Genomic DNA, 18874 nt, shown 5'->3' on the forward strand with positions numbered 1-18874 from the left:
CGTTGTTAGCCCAGTAGATGAGTTTCCAGATAACGGGCAACCGCTTCTTCGGCGTTGCTGCCAATCACTTCATTGTCCGGCAAGGTCGCTTTCACGCGCGGGTGTGCCGTTTCCATGATGAGGCCTTTCTTCGCAGCACTCAGCATTTCCACGTCATTCATACCATCACCAAACGCGATGCACTCGTTCAGGCTGAAACCTTTGATTTCTGCTACTGCTTTCAGTGCTTCACCTTTCGACACGCCAGATGCCATCACTTCCAGACAGAATGGGGTTGAAAACGCCACGCTGACTTTGTCACCGAAGGTTTCGATGAATTTTTGTTCGTAACCCATCAGGTAATCGTGGTCGTGGCGGATGAAGAAGATTTTTGCCACGTCATCAACTGGCGGATTTTCCACATCGAACTCTTTGAAGCTGAAACCTGAATCTTTGTGGTATTTCGCCAGATCTTCATCAACGCGGTTCAGCAACCAGTCATTTTCGCGGTAGATGTGAATCGTCACGGTTTCGTCGTCTTTCACCATTTCTATCAGTTGAGCAACCAGTGCTGGATCGACGTTACGACTGAAGATCAGTTGATCGTTTTCGTCATGCACGCGGGCACCGTTAGAGGTGATCATGCAGGCTGGAATACCCACACCTTTGCGAATGTGTGCCACATCGATGTGGTGACGGCCAGTGGCGAACACAAAGTGTTCACCTTTTGCGTGAAGGCGCTGAAGTACATCGCGGGTAAAAGGAGCGATGGTATGTTCAGGAGTAAGCAGGGTGCCGTCGAGATCAGATGCAACGATTTTGTACATGGATACCTCAATAGGAGAGAAGATGTTTTTAAACACCTCTCCAGTGTATCCAGAAAAAGGGGAAATAAAAGGGATCAAAATGCCGGTCAATTTTTCCGCTTTAGGAAAAAGCTGACCGGAAATTTAGATAGGCTTATGCGGTTTGTTCTAGCTCGGTTTCTTCACTGAGTGAGTCGAAAAATGTCAGAGCCAATGTCAGTGATTTATCGCGGATAGCATCACGTTCGAACAGGAGTTCATGGCGGGAGTCGGCCAGAATTTCGAACTGAATCGGCAGACCGGCTGCCTGACGCTCACGGTGGAATTGGAACATCACGCCATTGCAGACAATCTCATCACGTGCGGCTTGCATCAGCAGGATGGGCATATCGATGTCGGTGGCGGTCTTCACTGCGCGCTCGCAGGCATCCATGCTTTGCCATATCCACTGTGCGCTCGGGCCGCCCACTTTAAGTGTCTCGTCACTTTCATACAGTTCACGGAACCACTGATAGCGCGCTTCAGATTGCGTCAGCAGGTTGTGCTTGAAAGGCTTTGCCCAATACGGCACCTGACCCGGAGCAAAGCCCGTAGGATGCTGGAGTTTAGACAGCACTTTACACAGCGGCTTGGCAGCCATTTGCAGAGGGCGCGACAGATTAATACCGAGCATGGGTGCGCTGAGCGCAATCGCATCAATGGCATTGGGTTTACGCGCAGCATAAAGCACAGAAATAGCGCCACCCATGGAGTGGGCGAGGATCATGCGCTGGCTGTGGGTTTTGGTGGTGACGACTTCATTGATAAAGGTATCGAGGTCGTCGACGTAATGGTCGAAGTCCACCACATGACCAATATCTGAACCTGTCACCAGACGCTGGCTGTAACCCTGACCGCGATGGTCATAGCTGTAGACATCAAACCCTTGGTTAAAAAGGTCGAAGAAAATTTCCTGATACTTCGCCACACCTTCAATACGGCCATTGACCACCACAATCGCGCGGGTGTGCTCGGGCTTGGTAAAGGCGCACCAGTTCAAACGCAGGCCATCGTGGCCGACGAATTCACCGTGCTGACGGTTCGCCCAGAACGGGGCAATCACCTTTTCCATGGTCTCGGTTAGCGCATCCTCGCGGGAAAATAAAAAAGGGTGTTCAATTGGCATGTGGAATCCGGCGTTGTTTTCTTATTAGCATATCACTTAATGGCAAACAGACCCGAGTTTATGGCGTTTTCACTCAGGTTATTAAAGGATTCTATCAGGGGGTGAAACGTCACGCATAACGTAAAAGAAAAACAGCCGGTCAAGACCGGCTGTTTAGGGAGGAGAGTTTCACACTTACTGTTGGAAGTTGAAATAGGTCTCAGCGCCTGGACCGACTGGGAAGCCTGCCACAAATACCCACAGGTAGAAGAACACGCTCCAGCCCGCAAGGAACACCAGTGTGTATGGCAGCATGGTGGCAATCAGGGTGCCGATACCCAGGTCGCGCTTATATCGCGCTGCGACTGCCAGAATCAGACCGAAGTAACTCATCATTGGAGTGATAAGGTTGGTCACTGAATCACCGATACGGTAAGCCGCCTGAATGGTCTCCGGCGCGTAGCCAACCAGCATCAGCATAGGGACGAAGATTGGCGCGGTAACTGCCCATTGCGCTGACGCTGAACCCAGGGTCAGGTTGATGATGCCGCACATAATGATGAAGGCGAAGAACAGCATTGGGCCTGTCAGACCGATGCTTTGCAAGAAGTCTGCACCACCGACCGCAATCACCTGACCGAAGTTAGTCCACTTGAACAGAGCAACGAATTGCGCCGCAAAGAACACCAGTACGATGTACAGACCCATGGCGCTGATGGATTTCGCCATCGCATCAATCACGTCACGGTCGTTCTTCATGGTACCGACAGTCTTACCGTAAACAAAACCAGGAATCGCAAAGAACACCAGAATGAAGGCCACGATACCTTTCAGGAACGGAGAACCTGCCACTTCACCGGTTTCCGGGTGACGCAGGATGCCCCACTCAGGCACGATGGTCAGCGCCAGCACGGCTGATACTGCGAGTGCAGCGATACCTGCGTTACGCATACCGCGCTTCTCAATCGCAGTCACTTTGCCCGCTTCTTTGGCTTCGAAATCTTCCGCTGCCATCGATTGGTCGTATTTGCCCAGCTTCGGCTCAACGATTTTCTCTGTCACCAAGGCACCCAGAATGGTGATGAGGAAGGTGGAGGCAAACATGAAGTACCAGTTTGCTTCAGGGCCAACCGTGTAAGTTGGGTCAATCATCTGCGCCGAGGTTTCAGTGATGCCTGACAGCAGTGGGTCAACCGTACCCAGCAGCAGGTTCGCTGAATAGCCGCCGGATACGCCCGCAAATGCTGCAGCCAGACCCGCCAGTGGGTGACGACCCAGTGAGTGGAAGATCATCGCTGCCAGTGGGATCAGTACCACATAGCCCAGCTCAGAAGCGGTGTTAGAGATGATACCTGCGAATACCACGGTCAGGGTGACCATACGGCGTGATGCGCCCATCACCATAGAACGCATGGTGGCAGACAGCAGGCCTGAGTGCTCAGCAACCGCCACACCCATCATGGCAACCAGCACGGTACCCAGTGGCGCAAAGCCGGTGAAGTTTTTCACCAGGTTGGTGACGATAAGTTGCACGCCTTCAGCGTTCAGCAGGCTGTTGACGTAAATCATGCCATCGGCAGCTCTGCCTGCTGCACCTTCCGGACGAGGGTCAGCGACGGAAAGGCCAAAATAGCCGGCGATACCCGATGCAAAGAAAATGATCACACACAGAATGGCAAACAGGGTTACCGGGTGAGGAAGAAGGTTACCGAGGAATTCGACGGTATCGAGAAAACGGGAAAAAAACGACTTGTTCGGCTTCCCGCCAGATTGTTGTTGCGAAGCTGATGACTGCATCAGATCCTCCATGTCATACAACGGTCCATTTAATTGAAAAAGCATCCTAGGTCATAAAAATGTCATTTTGCAATACTTGATGCTATCAATAATGACTTTTGCAGGCATAAAAATTAACAATAAATTAATAAATGGTGGTTAATATTGTTTGTTTTATATTCGGATTGATGGAAATGTCACCGACGGTTAGTGTGGAAATGGAACATGAAGAGAGAACATAAAGTTTGAGCTGCCAAACCCAGAAAAAAGTCTTTTATATTGAGCTGTTGCGGGTGGTCGCCGCGGTGGCGGTGATCGCCATTCATGTGTTGGGGCCTTATCGCTACCTGATGGGCGAAATCCCGCAAGGTGACTGGGTTTCAGCGATAGCTATTAATGGCGCAAGTCGCTGGGCTGTCCCGGTTTTTATTATGATCACTGGTGCATTATTACTTTCAGACACCCGTCCATTTTCGCCGGGATACTTTGTCCGTCGACGGGTTATGAAAGTGTTCGTGCCGTTTGTTGCATGGTCGGTTTTTTACGCGGTATTGGCCGGGATTTCGTTACAAAATGTAAATTGGACGGAAACTGTACAGCGGTTAGCCTCCTTTCCAACCGAAGAAACTTACTATCACTTGGGTTTTTTCTATTACTTTATTCCGCTTTACCTCTTAGTGCCGATATTGCGTCCTGTTGCCCAACGGGATGATCCCGGGCTCTTTTATGCGTTGTTGGGGGCTTGGTTCGTCCTGAGTGCAGCGCGGCTTGCCGGTATATTGCTGGGGCTGGTGGAAGACTTGGTGCTTTATGGAGGCTATTTGATGCTGGGTTATGTGTTGCACCAAAGCAAACTGCCGTTGAAGTGGCTGCTGTTTATCGGTATCTCGGCGCTGGTAGCAACCGAGTACACTGCCATTTCTGAAAGTGTCTCAAATGGCCGATACACAAGTGCGGGATGGTTTTCCTATAAAACCCTGAACACGGTATTGATTGCTGCGATGGTATTCGGGTTGTGCCAACATTGGGCGGAGCGGGTATCTGAGCCTATGCAGCGAAAAGTCACGGCGGTTAGCCGTCATTCGCTGGGGATTTATCTGGTGCATCCCATCTTTCTCTGGCCTGTGAGGGAGTTGGCGTTCACGCCGGGAATGACATGGCTGACCATCCCCTTGGTGACACTGGCCGTGTTCGTGTTGTCTTACGTGGCCAGTGTGGGATTGTCGAAGTCGCGTTTTACGTCATGGCTGGTGCCATAAGACGAAGGCTTTAGTGGCGCTGTAGCTTGGCAAAGTGGATAAATTCAGCGCCGCGATAGGTCAGGGTGCCACAATCACCGGGTTGTAGGGCATGGTAGTAGTGAATACCCACCTGAAATTCCCGTTTTGGTCCGCCTTCCATCGGTTCGACATAGATCCAGTACTCTTCTGGATCTTCATGCTGCTGCGGGTCGGGAATGGCGACAGATTGCTTGTCGAGAATACGGATATCAATAGAACGCTCTTCCGCCCCTTGGCCCAGCATGTGCTTTTGCATGGTCAGTACGAAGTAAACACCAGCGATCACCGCGAGGGCGCCTACGAGCAATATCACAGAAATCGGCACGGTGTTCTCCTTTATCCGGCCATTATCGGTCGGCAATGAGTCTACTTCACAGACCCTTTTAGCAAACCTGATGAGCAGAAATTTCGTGATCCACTCCACTTATCCTGCTCAGCATTGGCGCTAATGTAAACAAAGTTAAAGTGCATTCTCACTTTTAGTGTTATGACGTAAGCTAATGATATGAGGTGCACTACATAAAAGAAGGAGGCCTGCATGGATGAAATTGCCATTGTCGTGAGACAGAGTCGGCGTCTGGAACGGCTCCTCAAAGAACACTACCACGCAGAAGGTCGTGGATTGCATGAATTGGTGAGCAGCTGTCAGGAACGGCTTCCACATGATGTGATTGCCAAGCTTCGCTTCATTGCCACCATCCGCAACAAAGCCGTACATGAAGATGGCTATGAAGTGGATGACATGCGCGGATTCATGAGTGCATGTAAGCAGTGCGAGAAAGAATTGCTGCCACGCAGCAGCCGCACCATCTGGCGAATTGCCCTGTTCCTGATCTTCGCCGTGACGGCGGGAGCGGTCTGGTTTTATATCGAAAACTGGCGACATATCGTCGGGCAGTAACGGCAGCATGATTGACTAAGGCACGGTTTTCCGTGCCTTTTTCTTTTAATCGAGACTGAAAGTTATATGTAAACACTTACCCTTGTTGCGGGTATAAAAGTGCTTTTGATGCCTTGTTCGCTTTCTGAGACGTGTGCGGTGGACAATAAATCCTGCATCTCTAGACTTGGTTGGCTCGCAATTTAAGGGAATAAATCATGTTGAGTTGGGTTGCCGTCTGCTTTTCAGGCCTACTACACATCAATGCAGCGTATAAAGGGCCTCAATGGCAGTTTTATCTGTTCAAGCCCCTGACGATCGCCTTGATGATGTTGATTGGCATGATGGGCGGTGAGGCGAACAGCTATACCTACCTGATCCTTGCCGGGCTGGCCTTCTCGCTGGTCGGCGATATTTTCCTGATGTTGCCGAAAGATCGGTTTATTCCGGGCTTATTGAGTTTTCTGGTGGCGCACATTCTCTACAGCGTCGCTTTCTGGCAGCAGTTTGAAGGCCCAATGGTCTGGTGGCTGCCTTCTTTGATTGGCGCCGCGAGCGTCATCGTCTTCCTGCTTCTTCTTCCCAATCTTGGCCCTTTGCTCATTCCTGTTGGGGTATACATAGCGGTGATTGCCCAAATGGCCTGGGGCGCTGGCGAATTCTGGATGAATGCCCAAACGCAGGTCGCGGCACATGCTTTCGGTGGTGCATTGCTGTTTATGGTGTCTGACACTGTATTGGCGTTTGACCGTTTCAAAGGCCCTTTCAAAACCTCAGTGCTGCTCATCATGAGCACTTACTTTTGCGCGCAAGGGCTGATCACGCTCTCCATATTGTCGTAGGAGGTAAAAATGTCTTGGGTTCAGGTGTATAGTGCGAGCAATTCACTTGAGGCGCACAGCCTTAAAGGCATGCTGGAAAGCATAGGCATTGAGGTGGTGTTGAAAGGAGAATCCCTTTCCAGTGCGACCGGTGAGCTCCCTTCTGATGCTATTGCAGTGACGCTTTGGGTGGATGACATGCGCGAGCAACAAGCACGCCAGGCCCTCAATGACTACGAAGCGCAGGCCGAGCAAGTCTGGTTTTGTCACGCCTGTGGCGAGGAAAATGTCGGCAGCTTTGAGATTTGCTGGCAGTGCAGCACACCACGCAGTGAGCGCTGAGTACTGATTGAAAGCTGATTAAGCTTTGCTCTATATCAAGAATTGCCGCCTGAGGCTGTGTTTCTATATGCGCAACTTCTAATAGCGTGGAACCAACATGCCTGCATCAATTCATGTTCATGAGATCCTGAATCATCTCAAGCAACAGCCAATGTCCGAACAGGCGCTGACTCATTGGGTCGATGGTCAATGGGGCGCGAGTGCGCGTTTTCATACCTGCAGCCAACAAGGGCTTTCATTCAGCGAAGTGCTGGAGTTTCTGCGCCGTCGCAAAAAATCTTTGAAGACATGGGTGCGATTTCGGTCAACGAAGCGCGGATCTGTAATCACTGATATGTGGTGAACTGACGTGAAAAAGGCCTCATCTGAGGCCTTTTTCATCTTATTCTTTCACGTTGTCGCCAACCATGTACTTACGGCGGATATCGAGCAGGGCAAAGATCCCGAAAAATAGGATCGACCACTTCTCCCATTTCGTCATGTTGATCTTGTCGCCGAAGGCACCGATGAAGATCAGCATTTGCAGGCCGTGCATACAGAACAGGAAAGCGGTCATGATGTATAGCGCCATCGCTGCCACACCCGGAAACGGATGTACGATATTGGCGAACAGAACAAACCAGACAAAGCCGATGGCCGCTTTTGCTAACAGGATGAGTGCTTTCATTTTTCCTCTCTTTGATACAGCCGGAAACTGACTTGTCCGGCATGTTTTTCCTTAATCATGTCCCAATGAGTCGGCACAACCGGTTGTCCCAGTTCTTTTTCCGCCTCAATGTAAATCAGCGCGTTGTGGCTTAACCACCCGTTCTGCTCAAGTTTGCTGATAACGTCACTCAGCAGGTCTTTACGAAACGGCGGGTCAATGAAAACCACATCAAATGGCTGCCCTTTATTGGAGAGATACGACAATGCATCAGTATTGTGTACCGTCGCGTTATCCGCTCTCAGCGTATTGAGATTCTGACTGATTTGGGTCGCTGCGCCTTTGTCCAGCTCCAGCAGTGTCACTTGCTCTGCTTGACGGGACAAGGCTTCCAGCCCCAAACCGCCACTGCCGGCGAACACATCCAGACAGCGCGCTTCGTACAGATCCGCGGCCAGCCAGTTAAAGACTGTTTCTTTCACGCGATCTGTCGTGGGGCGCAGGCCTTCCACGTTTTTTACTGGCAATTTGCGACCACGCCACTTGCCGGCGATGATGCGGACAAATCCCGATCCGCCTCCTGCATTTGCTGCTGAAGCATTACCGCGACCGGTGTTTCGGTTCGCAGGGTTTTTAGGGTTACGTCGTACCATAGATTTTTTGACCGCTAAGAAGGTGTTAGACTATACGCGTTCGGTAATGGCTCTGCATTTTCCCCAATCTTATTCAGTTAGCGACGTAAGGGCTTTGGCCACTTTCGCCGGGGTTGCTGCGTCGAGAAAAGGTATGCATTTACCCGCCGTTACCACACTGCATTGACTTAGGCGCAGTGTTCACAGTTTTAGATCAGCTCGCTGTTATCGCGCCGATTGTACCAATCAAGCTTTAGGATTTGCCAATGGCAGAAAAAAAGAAACGCGGATTTATGTCCTGGCTGGGTTTCGGCCGAAAAAATGACGAACAAGATGCTCAGCAAAAAGCCGCAGAAGAAGCGCGCTTAGCGGCGGATGCAGAAGCGAAGGCGCAAGCGGAAGAAGAAGCCCGTTTAGCGGCAGAAGCTGAAGCGAAAGCGCAGGCGGAAGAACAAGCCCGTTTGGCGGCAGAAGCTGAAGCGAAGGTGCAGTGACGTATAGCTTGAGTGATAGTCATGGTGGAGCATTTAGCATCAATTCATCTACGGGTCAGGTTTATGTGGCAAACCACAACCTGCTCAATGCTTCGACTGAGCCTGAAGTGACTATTGAAGTGACTGCAACGTCTGCAGATGGCACTTCAGTTTCCCAGCAATACACGATTGATGTGACCGCTGAAACAGATGGTTCTGGTATCGGCGCTGTCACCGATAACAATGGAAGCTCCAATACTGTCAGCGAAAGTGCTGCGAACGGCACATCAGTTGGGTTAACAGCCTATGCCGATCCCGAAGGTATAGGTTCCTGGATCGATAACACGGAAGTCAGATGGCATGGGCATGGTGGCAGCCATGTGACGGGGATTCATGCGAACGGGATTCCTGCTGGCGCAACCGTGGATTTCTATCTTGGTGGCACCCTGATCTCCTCTGTGGTTGCATCGGGGGGAACGGTATATGCCCACCATTCCAACTACAACCAGACTATCTCAAACAATACTGACGTTTGGGCGACAGTTACCTATGAGGGACAAACTTCCAATGTGGCGAGCGGTCTTCATTATGAAAGTAGCTGGAATAATTATGTGATTTCCAAATCTACAAGTCAGGATTCGGTCTCTTACTCGCTCACTGACGACTACAACGGAGCTTTTCAAATCAACGCCAGCACGGGGCAGGTGACAATTCGTGATAACACCAAGTTAGATTATGAAACCGATCCAAATCCGACAGTGACAGTTCGCGCTGTTGATTCTCAAGGCAATGTTTCTCTCAAAACTTTCGGTATTACGCTGACAGATGATTACGTAGAAGTAGCTGATAGCTACACCATCACCGAAGAAAATATCCTGACGGTCGATGCGTCATCTGGGCTGCTGTCGAATGACACTGGCGACACTAATCAGTCGATACAGGTTGCTACAGACGGTTCAGGTTCAAATGCCGCTACAGTAAGCGGCGCGACAGTATTCATGACCACCCTTGGCGGGAAAGTGACAGTCAATGCAGATGGCTCATTTACCTACGAAGCGCCATTACTTGACCATACCAGCACCGAAACTATTCAAGACAGTTTCTACTATCGCTTGGGCGATGGAGGTACCTGGACGGAAGTGACACTCAATGTTACTGATCAGAACGTTACCGCCAACGACGACACTGACAGTGTTGGGGCTCAGGGAGAGATTTACGGCAATGTTATCAGTGACTCCGGCGGCACAGATACGGCGAGCTCTGATGCGATGGTGACATCCGTACTCTATGATGGCGCGACTTACTTCGTTTCAGGGCCCACGACAATTACAGCATCTTTGGGTACCTTGACCATCAACCCTGATGGCAGCTATTCATTTCAGTCATCCGCAACAGGAAGCGGCCCCTTTGCCGCTGAGCTTTTCACTTACACCTTGGGTGATGACGATGGTGACACAGATACTGCCGTGCTCACCATTAACCACGATACCTCAATGACTGCGGTGGCGGATGTCGTATCAGTCAATGAGTCGAGTCTGGTTTATGGCTCTGAATATAGCGCGGATCTGCACTATCGAGTGGGGAATGTGCTCGACAATGATCTGGGTGTAACGGGTGATGCACAGATTGATTCTGTGGTTTGGAACGCTACGACATACACGGCAGACGGAAACGGTATCATCACGATTAACACGGATCACGGTGACTTCACCATGTATACCGAAGACTATGGCGTTCACCGGGCAGGCGAATACCAATTCCAATTGATATCAGCCAGTGACAGTAACAATGAATCAGAAGTGTTTACTTACAACCTGTCGAATGGCTCAGAGTCAGTGAGCTCCACGGTGACCGTCAGCATCATTGACGACCCTATTATTTCCTTTGCTGGACTGGATACTGATGACACCTTTACGGGAACATCTGTAGAAGAAACCATCTTTGGTGGCGGTGGTGATGACATTCTTGATGGCGGTTTGGGCAGCGACTTGATTGTTGGTGGTTCTGGGACCGACAGGCTAACTGGGGGGGACGGTTCAGATACCTTCAAATTCCTTCAGTCGGACGTGGAAGGTACGATCACTGTCAATGTCGACAGTATCACCGATTTTGATATGGGCAGTGACATATTGGATTTGTCCGACTTACTGCAAAACGAAAGCGAGGCGACGCTCGAAGATTACCTTTCTTTTATCGACAACGGCTCTGGTAATGCGGTGCTTAGTATATCCAGTGAAGGTGACGGCAATGTTGATCAGCAAATTGTGTTTGAAAACCTGAGCGTCTCAGACATGACTGCCGCCTACTCGCTTGATACATCAGGGAAAACTGATGGCGAAATCAGTAAAATGTTGCTGGATACCATGGTGTTGCAATCTCAGCTCCATATCGATGGTTAGTATCAGAAACACCTTCCCTACATGCTCATTCCCATGCCCGCATTGGCTTTCTTCCCAACCTGATAGAACCAGATAGATAGCGGAATAAAGATCAGGTTCATCACAGTGGTGAAGTTCATACCGAAGCCATCTTGAATCAAAGGTCGCAGCGTTTCGCTGGAAACAGAAACACCAAACAAGGTAAACAGGGCATCGATACTCAGTCCTGTAAAGACGATTCCCACAAAGAGCAAGCCGACAATCCATTTGGTTGGTTCAGTGGCGTAATATTTTTGGTATACCCGCATCATGGGAATGGTCAGCACATCCGCCAGAATAAAGCCAATGACGCCACCAAAGGAAATGCCGCCATGCCATAGTGCTGCGGCCAGCAACAGGTTACCCACCGAGCACACATAGGCAATCATGGCCACGAACACGCCGATCACCACGTCGATAAGAGAATGCAGAAACGCAGGAATATTGGCGTCATTGCTAATAAACAGGGTGCGCCAGCCGTCAATCGGTACCACTGCAATCAGCAGGGAAGAAACGACCACCCCAATTAAGATTTCTTTGCCAATCATGGCGAGATCCATGTGGAAGAAACCAGCTGCTTTTCGGATTTTTACCATGGAGGAACTATCATCTTTCGGCGTCATGTCCATCTGCATATGGTCGTGACTACCACCATGATTCATGGCAGACATATCCATGCCGCAGTCATCGTCTTTGTCTTTTTCCATTTCCATATGATGGTGAGCGTGCTCGCTGTGGTTCATGGCTGACATGTCCATGCCACAGTCATCGTCTTTGTCTTTTGCTATCTCCATATGATGGTGTTCATGTTCGCTGTGGTTCATGGTCGACATGTCCATACCGCAATCATCATCGCCTTTTTGCATCGCTGACATATCCATACCACAGTCACTCATCCCAGATGCTTCTGGCTTTGATTCCGCATCAAGTCTGGCGTGAAGCTGAGCTTCCACTTCTTTTGGATAGAAACGTTCAAACAGGAAAGCCACCGCCATGATCAGAATAAGCCCACCGATAATCTCTCCCCAGAAGAAGGTCCAACCAAGTAGTGCGACCAACACGATAAACATTTCCACAATCAGGTTGGTACTCGAAACCAGAAAGGCCATGGCATTGGCAAGCGTCGCTTTCTTGGTTAGCAGCGTGTGGGAAAGAGAAGCCGCAGCGTAAGAACAAGATGAAGACATTACGCCCAACAAGGTAGTGAACGTCAGGCTTTTCACATTGGTTTGCCCAAGGTGTTTAACCACAGTCTCCATGGGTAATAAGTGGCGGATAAAGGAAGACAGCATTAAGCCAAAAGCGAGAGGCCAGTAAATCTGCCATACCATATTAAAAAACACATCGAACAGATGAAGGATGATGTCCATACCCGCATTACCCTGACATTGAGCATCTTTGGGAATAAAGCCTAGATTCGTCAACGCCGTGGCAGTGTATCGAATCTGGGTAAAGTGCAATTCACAGAGAAGACGTGAGTTGCTGCACTAAAAAGGGCGGATAACATTTTTCTGCCATGCTTTGGCGTTACACTCAAAGTCAGTCTAAATCAGGCTAATAATCTGAAAGGGAAAGCATTTGAGTAAACCGAGCAAAACCAAAACCAGTTTCTATCGTCGCTTGTTGGTAGCGCATCTTATCGACAACGGCGTGAATACCGTCCCTGCCATTATGAGCGAAACTGGCATGCCGAGACGCACGGCTCAGGACACGATTGAAGCGCTTGGCGAGTTGGACATTGAAACCGAATTTGTCGGTGCTAATAAAAACGGTGGGTATGAGATTAAAGACTGGGGCGCGATAAACCGCACCTGGGTGAAAAAGCATCTTGATGAGATCAAAGCTCTTCTGGAATATCCGACGTCTGGCTAAGCGATAAAAAATGGCAGGTTGATCCTGCCATTTTCAGTTTAGTAGATTCTGAGTGCGTTCCATCTAGGGGTGAAGTGCCTTTAAGGCATCAATGTCGACATCTTGGTTGTAGTCGACAGAAGGGAATGCAAAGCCGTTGAGTTGAAGGAATTCACCCAGCACGCCTTGATAGTCTCCGATGTTCTCGAAGTTTTCTGGGGTCATTTCAGCGAGTAGTGCGTTCACTTCAAGCTGAATATCATCGCGTAATTCCCAATCATCAATACGGATAAGACCTTCTGTATCTCTGTCGGCTGCATCATGCCATTTACCGTAGAACAAGCGGTTCATCTGTTCGATACAGCCTTCATGCAGACCTTTGTCCTTCATAACGCGATACAGGGCCAGGAGGTAAGGCGTCAGGCCGGGAATAAATACGCTGGCTTTGGTGACCAGCGCCTTACATACCGCTATATTGGCGCGACCTTCGATGCTTTCAAGCAGCGTATTGATGCCATTGCGGGTGTGGTGAAGGTGGGTTTTCGCCAACCCCAATGTACCTTTGTGGTAAATAGCGTGGGTGTGCTCGGGGCCAATGTATGAATAGGCCACGGTTTCACAACCTCTTGCCAGCAGGTTTCTCTCGTTGAGGAATTGCATCCAGCTTAGCCAGTCTTCTCCGCCCATCACTTTGATGGTTTCATCGATTTCCTGCTCGGTGGCAGGTGGCAGTGAAATCTTATCCAGGCTGTTTTTCTCGAAGTTAACGGAGTAGCCTTCAACGGTTTCACCCACTGGACGAATTGCAGAGCGCCAGAACTCGCCCGTTTCAGGGTTCGGGCGTATGCCTGTTGCCAGTGAATAGACGACCAAATCAACCTGACCACCCAAATCCTGTTCAATGGCTTTGGCCACTTGCTCACGTGTTTCAGAAGAAAAGGCATCACCGACGATGTTAGTGGAGACCAACCCTTCCTGCTCTGCAGCCTGATGGAAGAAGATATTGTTGTACCAGCCAGCGCTGCCAATGCCTTTGTCTGAAACACCACGTTCGAAAGACACGCCAATGGTGTCCGCCTTTGCAGGGCCAAATGCCAGTGCAATGCGGGACGCCAATCCGAAACCGGACGATGCACCGAGGATCAATACCCGTTTAGGTAAGGCGTCGGACGATGATTGTTGGGTACGTGATTTTGCGATTTGCTCAGAGACGGCGGCCTGGCAACCGAAAGGGTGGCAGCTACGCGCTACCACACCTTGAATTTGGGGCTGGATAATCATGAGGTCAGGTTTATAGCCTTTCAGAAAGATATTTGTCGTAGTCAGGAACTTCGATATCAATTTCGTGCGTCATCATCGGGGACGTGATGAGGTAATTTGCAGAAGCACGGTTAATCGCGACCGGAATGTTCCAAACCGCCGCAATACGCAGCAGGGCTTTGACATCCGGGTCATGAGGCACGGCACTGAGTGGATCCCAGAAGAAGACCAGCACATCGATTTTCTTCTCACAGATCATTGCGCCAAGCTGTTGGTCACCGCCCATCGGACCACTCATCAAAGCGGTGATGGATAAGCCCGTTTCGCGGCTAAGAATGTTGCCCGTTGTCCCTGTTGCGTAAAGGGTATGATGTGACAATGCGTCTTTATTTTCCTTCACCCAGCGTAACAGTTCGGATTTGCGGTGGTCGTGAGCAACCAAAGCCACTTGTTTGCATGGAGTGACAGTGCGGGTCGTTGAGTTCATATCTAACTTCTTATGCATTATAGGAAAGACTCATTTTGATGTTTTTAATCGAAACGGGCGACACAAGAATGGGAAAAGCCGGACATAGATCGTCTATTCGCCCACTATGCGTCTCGTGGGCTGCTGTAAAAATATACAGCAAGCGCCAAGAGCACCTACAAAATGATTGTGGCAGTCAAGCTGAGGTTATTCACGTCAATAAGCTTATTGAACAGGGTGTTTTTACAGTTCCGGCTCATAGGCGAGATATTTCTCATTATCGGACGCCGTTTTCAGCCAATGTTTAATGAAATCAGCCACGTCTTTAGGAGCATTGATATCAAGGCGAGGATGGGGCGAAGCTCCAAAACCCTCCGGTATCACATCACACGCAACGGCGATAATATTCTGATCATGAAGATATAGTGCGGGCTTGCCATAACTCGGTCTGTGCACTTCTATTTTGGTCAAGATTTCATCACGAAAGCCTTCCACTAAAACAATGTCCAGACGGGAATGGTCGAGTTGCGCCAAACACTCTCTTAGACCTGGCTCTCTGTCCTCGCTATCGTGGTATTCGAAAAACAACATGTGGCGTTTAGAGGTGGCCAGTAAAAGTTGGTCGCTACCTGCATAACGCAGACGATAACTGTCTTTGGTTGGCTTATCAGGTTCGATGTCGTGGTGGCTGTGCTTTAACAAACCTACCCGCAGCCCTGCTGCCTTCAAATGGGGAATAACAGATTCAAGCAGGGTGGTTTTTCCCGAGCCACTGAAGCCAGCAAAACCGAGTACGGGTGTCAGCGTGTTTGATTGGAATGTCATTTATATCGCCAAAGGCTAATTTTCTAAAAAGTGATAAAACGGCAATGAATATGCCATACGGTTAAAGTTTTTTTGTGCAGAAAAAATGAAACGCACTACATTTAGTTGCGTATGTGGCTGTTGCATATTCGTGGTAGCACAGCCGCTAATAATTCCCAGTCGAAACCGGTTTGATGACAAAGGGATGGGATAAACCTCTCTACTTTGGTCACAACTTCCGCAGGGTTCCGGCCTAGGGTATACAATCAATTCAGAACACAGCAGGCGCCTTAAAGGGCGAAATTGTTAGGCAAAATGGATGTGCCTTTAGCAAAGACCCGCGTGTGACTTGTGCTCTGACGACCTTCACGAACACAACATTATCATGGAGCGATAATATGTGGGTTACCCTCGATTTTGAAGCCTCTGGCCTAACAGAAGCTTCATATCCGATAGAAGTTGGTTACAGCTTGCCCGATGGCACCAGTGTCAGCCTGCTTATCAACCCCGATACCTCCCCTGAAAACTGGCAACACTGGGACGAGTTCGCGGAAACAGAGATCCATGGTTTGAGCCGCTTTGCATTGAAAAAAGATGGCATGTCAGTCGTCGATGTTTGCTCGCACCTCAACAGCACGCTTTGTTATTACGATGATGTGCTTTGCGATAGCCAGTGGGATTTGTTCTGGCTTGGCCGACTTTATAAAGCCGCACACATGCGCCCGACTTTCACATTAACGGAAGTGGGTCATTGGTTGCTAAACCATGAGAGCATCAACCGCGATGATTTTCTCGCCGCGCTTGAATCCTTGGGGCCAGCGCCTCACCGTGCGGAAGCTGATGCCAAATACATTCGTACTGCCTTGTCGATGATTCTTAGCCAAGAACGTTGTTCGCAGTAGATTCAAAAGGTTACCATGCCCAGTTCGAAACGACTGAGTAGCCATCATGGTGCCTGATAGAAAATCATTAAGGTTTGCCACCTTCAATGTGGCGATGTCCGCCGATAACCCGGGGGAGATCTTCGCTGAGTTAAAACTCGCGAGACATCGCCGCTATAGCCATATTGCTGCCATTATCCAACACCTCCAGCCAGATGTATTGTTGCTCTGCGAATTCGACCACGTCGGACATGGCGGTGATGATGGCATGCTGGCGTTCTTCCAAAAGGAATATCTAGAAAAGCCGCAATATGGGCAGGCTGCCATTCACTTCCCCTATAGCTATCTACCTTCCACTAATACCGGTTTACCTGTGGTGGAAAGAGAGGATGTCTCAGCGTCGCCAGAAAGGGCGCACGGATTTGGCAGACATCACGGCCAGTATGGGTTTGTTGTACTGAGCAAATATCCGCTTGATACCGAAAACAGCCGCAGTTGGCAGACATTACCTTGGCAAAACTACCCAGGCAGCCGAATGCCTTTGTCCTATTTCGAACAGAAGGGGTTAGCATCTATTCGCCTTTCCTCGAAAAATCACATTGCATTGCCCGTGATAGTGAATAACCAGAGCATTCATTTGGTGGCGTGCCACCCGACTCCGCCAGTTTTTGATGGGCCGGAAAGGCGTAATCTCAGGCGAAACGCGGATGAGCTTCAACTGCTGCATGACATTGTCAACAACGCTTCCTTTCTGATCGACGATAACGGCGTTAAGGGTGGCATTGATGAGAGTGAGCCATTTGTCATCATGGGCGATCTCAATGCTGATCCGGTGAATGGTGATGGCGACAAAGCCCAGATTCGGGGATTGCTGTCTGATCCTATTCTTCAAGATGTTCAACCCCAAAGCGAAGGTGCAGCCAAGGCGCTTTCCAACTCACGCTCCAGAGGTAAAAGCCGTGCAACCCACGATCGCGGATTGAGGCTCGACTATGTGTTGCCATCCCACCATCTCAAACCCATTGCTTCTGGTGTTTTCTGGCCGAAAGTGGACGATTCATTCGCTTCATTCATCTATAACGAGAAAGGAAAAGCGGTATCAGGGTGTTCTTCCGATCATCGCCTCGTTTATGTGGATGTGATACCGCAGGGGCCATCACAGAAGCCGGCCTGTGAAAACGAGAGTCAGCGCACGTAAAACCGTGCGGTGTGTGAAAGTGTTCAAGATTTCACCGCAAGCAGAACGATATTTGTCCGTGCTTTGTGGATGAAATGTTAATTTGTCCTATGAATACATATATCCGAATCATATGAAGCTCTGAGTCTTCATATGGCTAGCGTATAAATTTCTCAAATAACGGATTTCCTCAATAGATGGAGTATCAAGGATGAAAACGATCACCTCACTGGCTGCAGCAGTTACCCTGGGCCTTATGTCTGCATCGGCTTCAGCAGCTCAGTTCAAGCCTTCTGTCATTTTCGATATGGGTGGTAAGTTCGACAAATCATTCAACCAGGCGGCTTACACTGGCGCAGAAGCGTTTAAGACAGAAACAGGCATCAGCTACGGTGAGTTTGAAATCACCAATGAAGCACAACGTGAGCAAGCAATGCTGCGTATGGCTCAGCGTGGTTTCAGCCCAATCGTTGCAGTAGGTTTCCAACAAGCACCTATCGTAGAGAAAGTGGCGAAGCAATTCCCTAAAACGGAATTCGTTATCATCGATGCAGTCGTCGATCTGCCAAACGTACGCTCTGTAGTGTTTAAAGAGCACGAAGGTTCGTTCCTGGTAGGTGCACTGGCAGTTATGAAGAGTGAAAGCGACAAAGTCGGTTTCGTCGGCGGTATGGACATTCCTCTGATCCGTAAGTTTGCGTGTGGCTATGAGCAAGGCGCAAAGTTTGAAGCAGAAGGCGCGGATGTTATCCAAAACATGACAGGCTCAACCCCTGCAGCATGGAACAACCCAACCAAAGGTGCCGAGCTTGCAAAATCGCAGTTCGATAAAGGCGTAGACGTAGTTTACGCAGCAGCGGGTGGTACCGGTGTAGGTGTTTACCAGGCTGCCGTTGACGGCCAAAAATACGCAATTGGTGTGGATTCAAACCAAAACTACCTGCACCCAGGCGTGATGCTGACTTCTATGGTTAAGCGTGTAGACGTTGCGGTACAAGACGCATTCAATGATGCGAAAAACGGCGAATTCACTCCAGGTCTGCAAGCCTTGGGTCTGAAAGAAGGCGGCGTTGACTGGGCACTGGACGAGTACAACCGTGACCTCGTGACCCCAGAAATGGAAGCGCGTGTGAAGCAAATCCGTGATGACATCATCGCAGGTAAGATCGTGGTTCACGATTACTTCAGCACCGATTCTTGCGAATACTAATTTCGTTTGTCTCGCCCCCAGTCTGGTTT

At 49.7% G+C, this 18874-nt stretch carries 21 protein-coding genes; 11 read left to right on the plus strand and 10 right to left on the minus strand.

Going from position 1 to position 18874, the window contains the following annotated elements; translation table 11 throughout:
• Positions 1-5: 5 nt before the first annotated feature.
• The 3 genes from G5S52_RS17295 to G5S52_RS17305 all read right to left on the minus strand — a co-directional run bounded on the left by G5S52_RS17295 (position 6) and on the right by G5S52_RS17305 (position 3726).
• Positions 6-806: a Cof-type HAD-IIB family hydrolase gene (locus G5S52_RS17295; protein WP_165016587.1), complete on the minus strand. Its 801-nt coding sequence runs from the start codon at positions 804-806 to the stop codon at positions 6-8.
• Positions 807-939: 133 nt separating this feature from the next.
• Positions 940-1950 carry an alpha/beta fold hydrolase gene (locus G5S52_RS17300; protein WP_165016589.1) on the minus strand — a complete coding sequence of 337 codons (1011 nt, stop codon included), beginning with the start codon at positions 1948-1950 and terminating at the stop codon, positions 940-942.
• A 174-nt stretch (positions 1951-2124) separates the two neighbouring features.
• Positions 2125-3726 carry an AbgT family transporter gene (locus G5S52_RS17305; RefSeq protein ID WP_046303400.1) on the minus strand — a complete coding sequence of 534 codons (1602 nt, stop codon included), beginning with the start codon at positions 3724-3726 and terminating at the stop codon, positions 2125-2127.
• A gap of 224 nt (positions 3727-3950) precedes the next feature.
• Here G5S52_RS17305 and G5S52_RS17310 point away from each other — a divergent pair, with 224 nt between their 5' ends.
• Positions 3951-4964 (plus strand): acyltransferase, encoded by a 1014-nt coding sequence (locus tag G5S52_RS17310; RefSeq protein WP_165016702.1) that lies wholly within the window; start codon positions 3951-3953, stop codon positions 4962-4964.
• Positions 4965-4974: 10 nt separating this feature from the next.
• Here the strand turns inward: G5S52_RS17310 and G5S52_RS17315 are convergent, their stop codons facing one another.
• Complete coding sequence (locus tag G5S52_RS17315; protein WP_002535433.1) at positions 4975-5310, minus strand: DUF2500 domain-containing protein; 336 nt, start codon at positions 5308-5310, stop codon at positions 4975-4977.
• Between the two features lie 213 nt (positions 5311-5523).
• Between G5S52_RS17315 and G5S52_RS17320 the strand changes: the two genes are divergently transcribed.
• From G5S52_RS17320 to G5S52_RS17335, 4 genes are all read left to right on the plus strand, one after another.
• Positions 5524-5886, plus strand: coding sequence for a hypothetical protein (locus G5S52_RS17320; protein ID WP_062666829.1), 363 nt, complete (start codon positions 5524-5526; stop codon positions 5884-5886).
• A gap of 197 nt (positions 5887-6083) precedes the next feature.
• Positions 6084-6707, plus strand: a complete 624-nt coding sequence (locus G5S52_RS17325) for a lysoplasmalogenase (protein WP_165016705.1) — start codon at positions 6084-6086, stop codon at positions 6705-6707.
• A gap of 9 nt (positions 6708-6716) precedes the next feature.
• Positions 6717-7028 carry a putative signal transducing protein gene (locus G5S52_RS17330; RefSeq protein WP_165016707.1) on the plus strand — a complete coding sequence of 104 codons (312 nt, stop codon included), beginning with the start codon at positions 6717-6719 and terminating at the stop codon, positions 7026-7028.
• A gap of 166 nt (positions 7029-7194) precedes the next feature.
• Positions 7195-7371, plus strand: coding sequence for a DUF2492 family protein (locus tag G5S52_RS17335; RefSeq protein ID WP_235956372.1), 177 nt, complete (start codon positions 7195-7197; stop codon positions 7369-7371).
• Positions 7372-7410: 39 nt separating this feature from the next.
• Here G5S52_RS17335 and G5S52_RS17340 read toward each other — a convergent pair whose 3' ends face one another.
• Both G5S52_RS17340 and rsmD read right to left on the minus strand, forming a co-directional pair.
• On the minus strand, positions 7411-7695 hold the full coding sequence (locus tag G5S52_RS17340) for a DUF1145 domain-containing protein (protein ID WP_002535427.1): 285 nt from the start codon (positions 7693-7695) through the stop codon (positions 7411-7413).
• Entirely contained in the window at positions 7692-8327 is a 636-nt protein-coding gene (gene rsmD / locus G5S52_RS17345) for a 16S rRNA (guanine(966)-N(2))-methyltransferase RsmD (protein WP_165016710.1), read from the minus strand. Before rsmD ends, G5S52_RS17340 begins: the two co-directional genes overlap by 4 nt.
• 245 nt (positions 8328-8572) lie before the next feature.
• On the opposite strand from rsmD, the gene G5S52_RS17350 reads away from it, so the two are divergent.
• Positions 8573-8800: a hypothetical protein gene (locus G5S52_RS17350; RefSeq protein WP_235956360.1), complete on the plus strand. Its 228-nt coding sequence runs from the start codon at positions 8573-8575 to the stop codon at positions 8798-8800.
• Positions 8797-11178 (plus strand): type I secretion C-terminal target domain-containing protein, encoded by a 2382-nt coding sequence (locus G5S52_RS24370; protein ID WP_165016712.1) that lies wholly within the window; start codon positions 8797-8799, stop codon positions 11176-11178. The genes G5S52_RS17350 and G5S52_RS24370 overlap by 4 nt, the downstream gene beginning before the upstream one ends.
• A gap of 17 nt (positions 11179-11195) precedes the next feature.
• Here the strand turns inward: G5S52_RS24370 and G5S52_RS17360 are convergent, their stop codons facing one another.
• Positions 11196-12566: a permease gene (locus G5S52_RS17360; protein ID WP_165016715.1), complete on the minus strand. Its 1371-nt coding sequence runs from the start codon at positions 12564-12566 to the stop codon at positions 11196-11198.
• Between the two features lie 208 nt (positions 12567-12774).
• On the opposite strand from G5S52_RS17360, the gene G5S52_RS17365 reads away from it, so the two are divergent.
• Positions 12775-13068: a winged helix-turn-helix domain-containing protein gene (locus G5S52_RS17365; RefSeq protein WP_165016718.1), complete on the plus strand. Its 294-nt coding sequence runs from the start codon at positions 12775-12777 to the stop codon at positions 13066-13068.
• Positions 13069-13131: 63 nt separating this feature from the next.
• Here the strand turns inward: G5S52_RS17365 and fabV are convergent, their stop codons facing one another.
• From fabV to mobB, 3 genes are all read right to left on the minus strand, one after another.
• Positions 13132-14328 carry an enoyl-ACP reductase FabV gene (gene fabV, locus G5S52_RS17370; protein WP_165016721.1) on the minus strand — a complete coding sequence of 399 codons (1197 nt, stop codon included), beginning with the start codon at positions 14326-14328 and terminating at the stop codon, positions 13132-13134.
• 10 nt (positions 14329-14338) lie between these two features.
• Positions 14339-14794, minus strand: a complete 456-nt coding sequence (locus tag G5S52_RS17375; RefSeq protein ID WP_165016724.1) for a methylglyoxal synthase — start codon at positions 14792-14794, stop codon at positions 14339-14341.
• A gap of 222 nt (positions 14795-15016) precedes the next feature.
• Positions 15017-15598 (minus strand): molybdopterin-guanine dinucleotide biosynthesis protein B, encoded by a 582-nt coding sequence (gene mobB, locus G5S52_RS17380; RefSeq protein ID WP_165016727.1) that lies wholly within the window; start codon positions 15596-15598, stop codon positions 15017-15019.
• 377 nt (positions 15599-15975) lie between these two features.
• On the opposite strand from mobB, the gene G5S52_RS17385 reads away from it, so the two are divergent.
• The 3 genes from G5S52_RS17385 (at position 15976) to G5S52_RS17395 (ending at position 18845) form a co-directional block, all read left to right on the plus strand.
• Positions 15976-16479 carry a hypothetical protein gene (locus tag G5S52_RS17385; protein WP_002539075.1) on the plus strand — a complete coding sequence of 168 codons (504 nt, stop codon included), beginning with the start codon at positions 15976-15978 and terminating at the stop codon, positions 16477-16479.
• A 46-nt stretch (positions 16480-16525) separates the two neighbouring features.
• Positions 16526-17656, plus strand: a complete 1131-nt coding sequence (locus G5S52_RS17390; protein WP_165016730.1) for an endonuclease/exonuclease/phosphatase family protein — start codon at positions 16526-16528, stop codon at positions 17654-17656.
• 190 nt (positions 17657-17846) lie between these two features.
• Complete coding sequence (locus G5S52_RS17395) at positions 17847-18845, plus strand: BMP family lipoprotein (protein WP_002539073.1); 999 nt, start codon at positions 17847-17849, stop codon at positions 18843-18845.
• Positions 18846-18874 lie beyond the last annotated feature (29 nt).

Source organism: Grimontia sedimenti (genome assembly GCF_011045095.1).
Lineage (GTDB): Bacteria > Pseudomonadota > Gammaproteobacteria > Enterobacterales > Vibrionaceae > Enterovibrio > Enterovibrio sedimenti.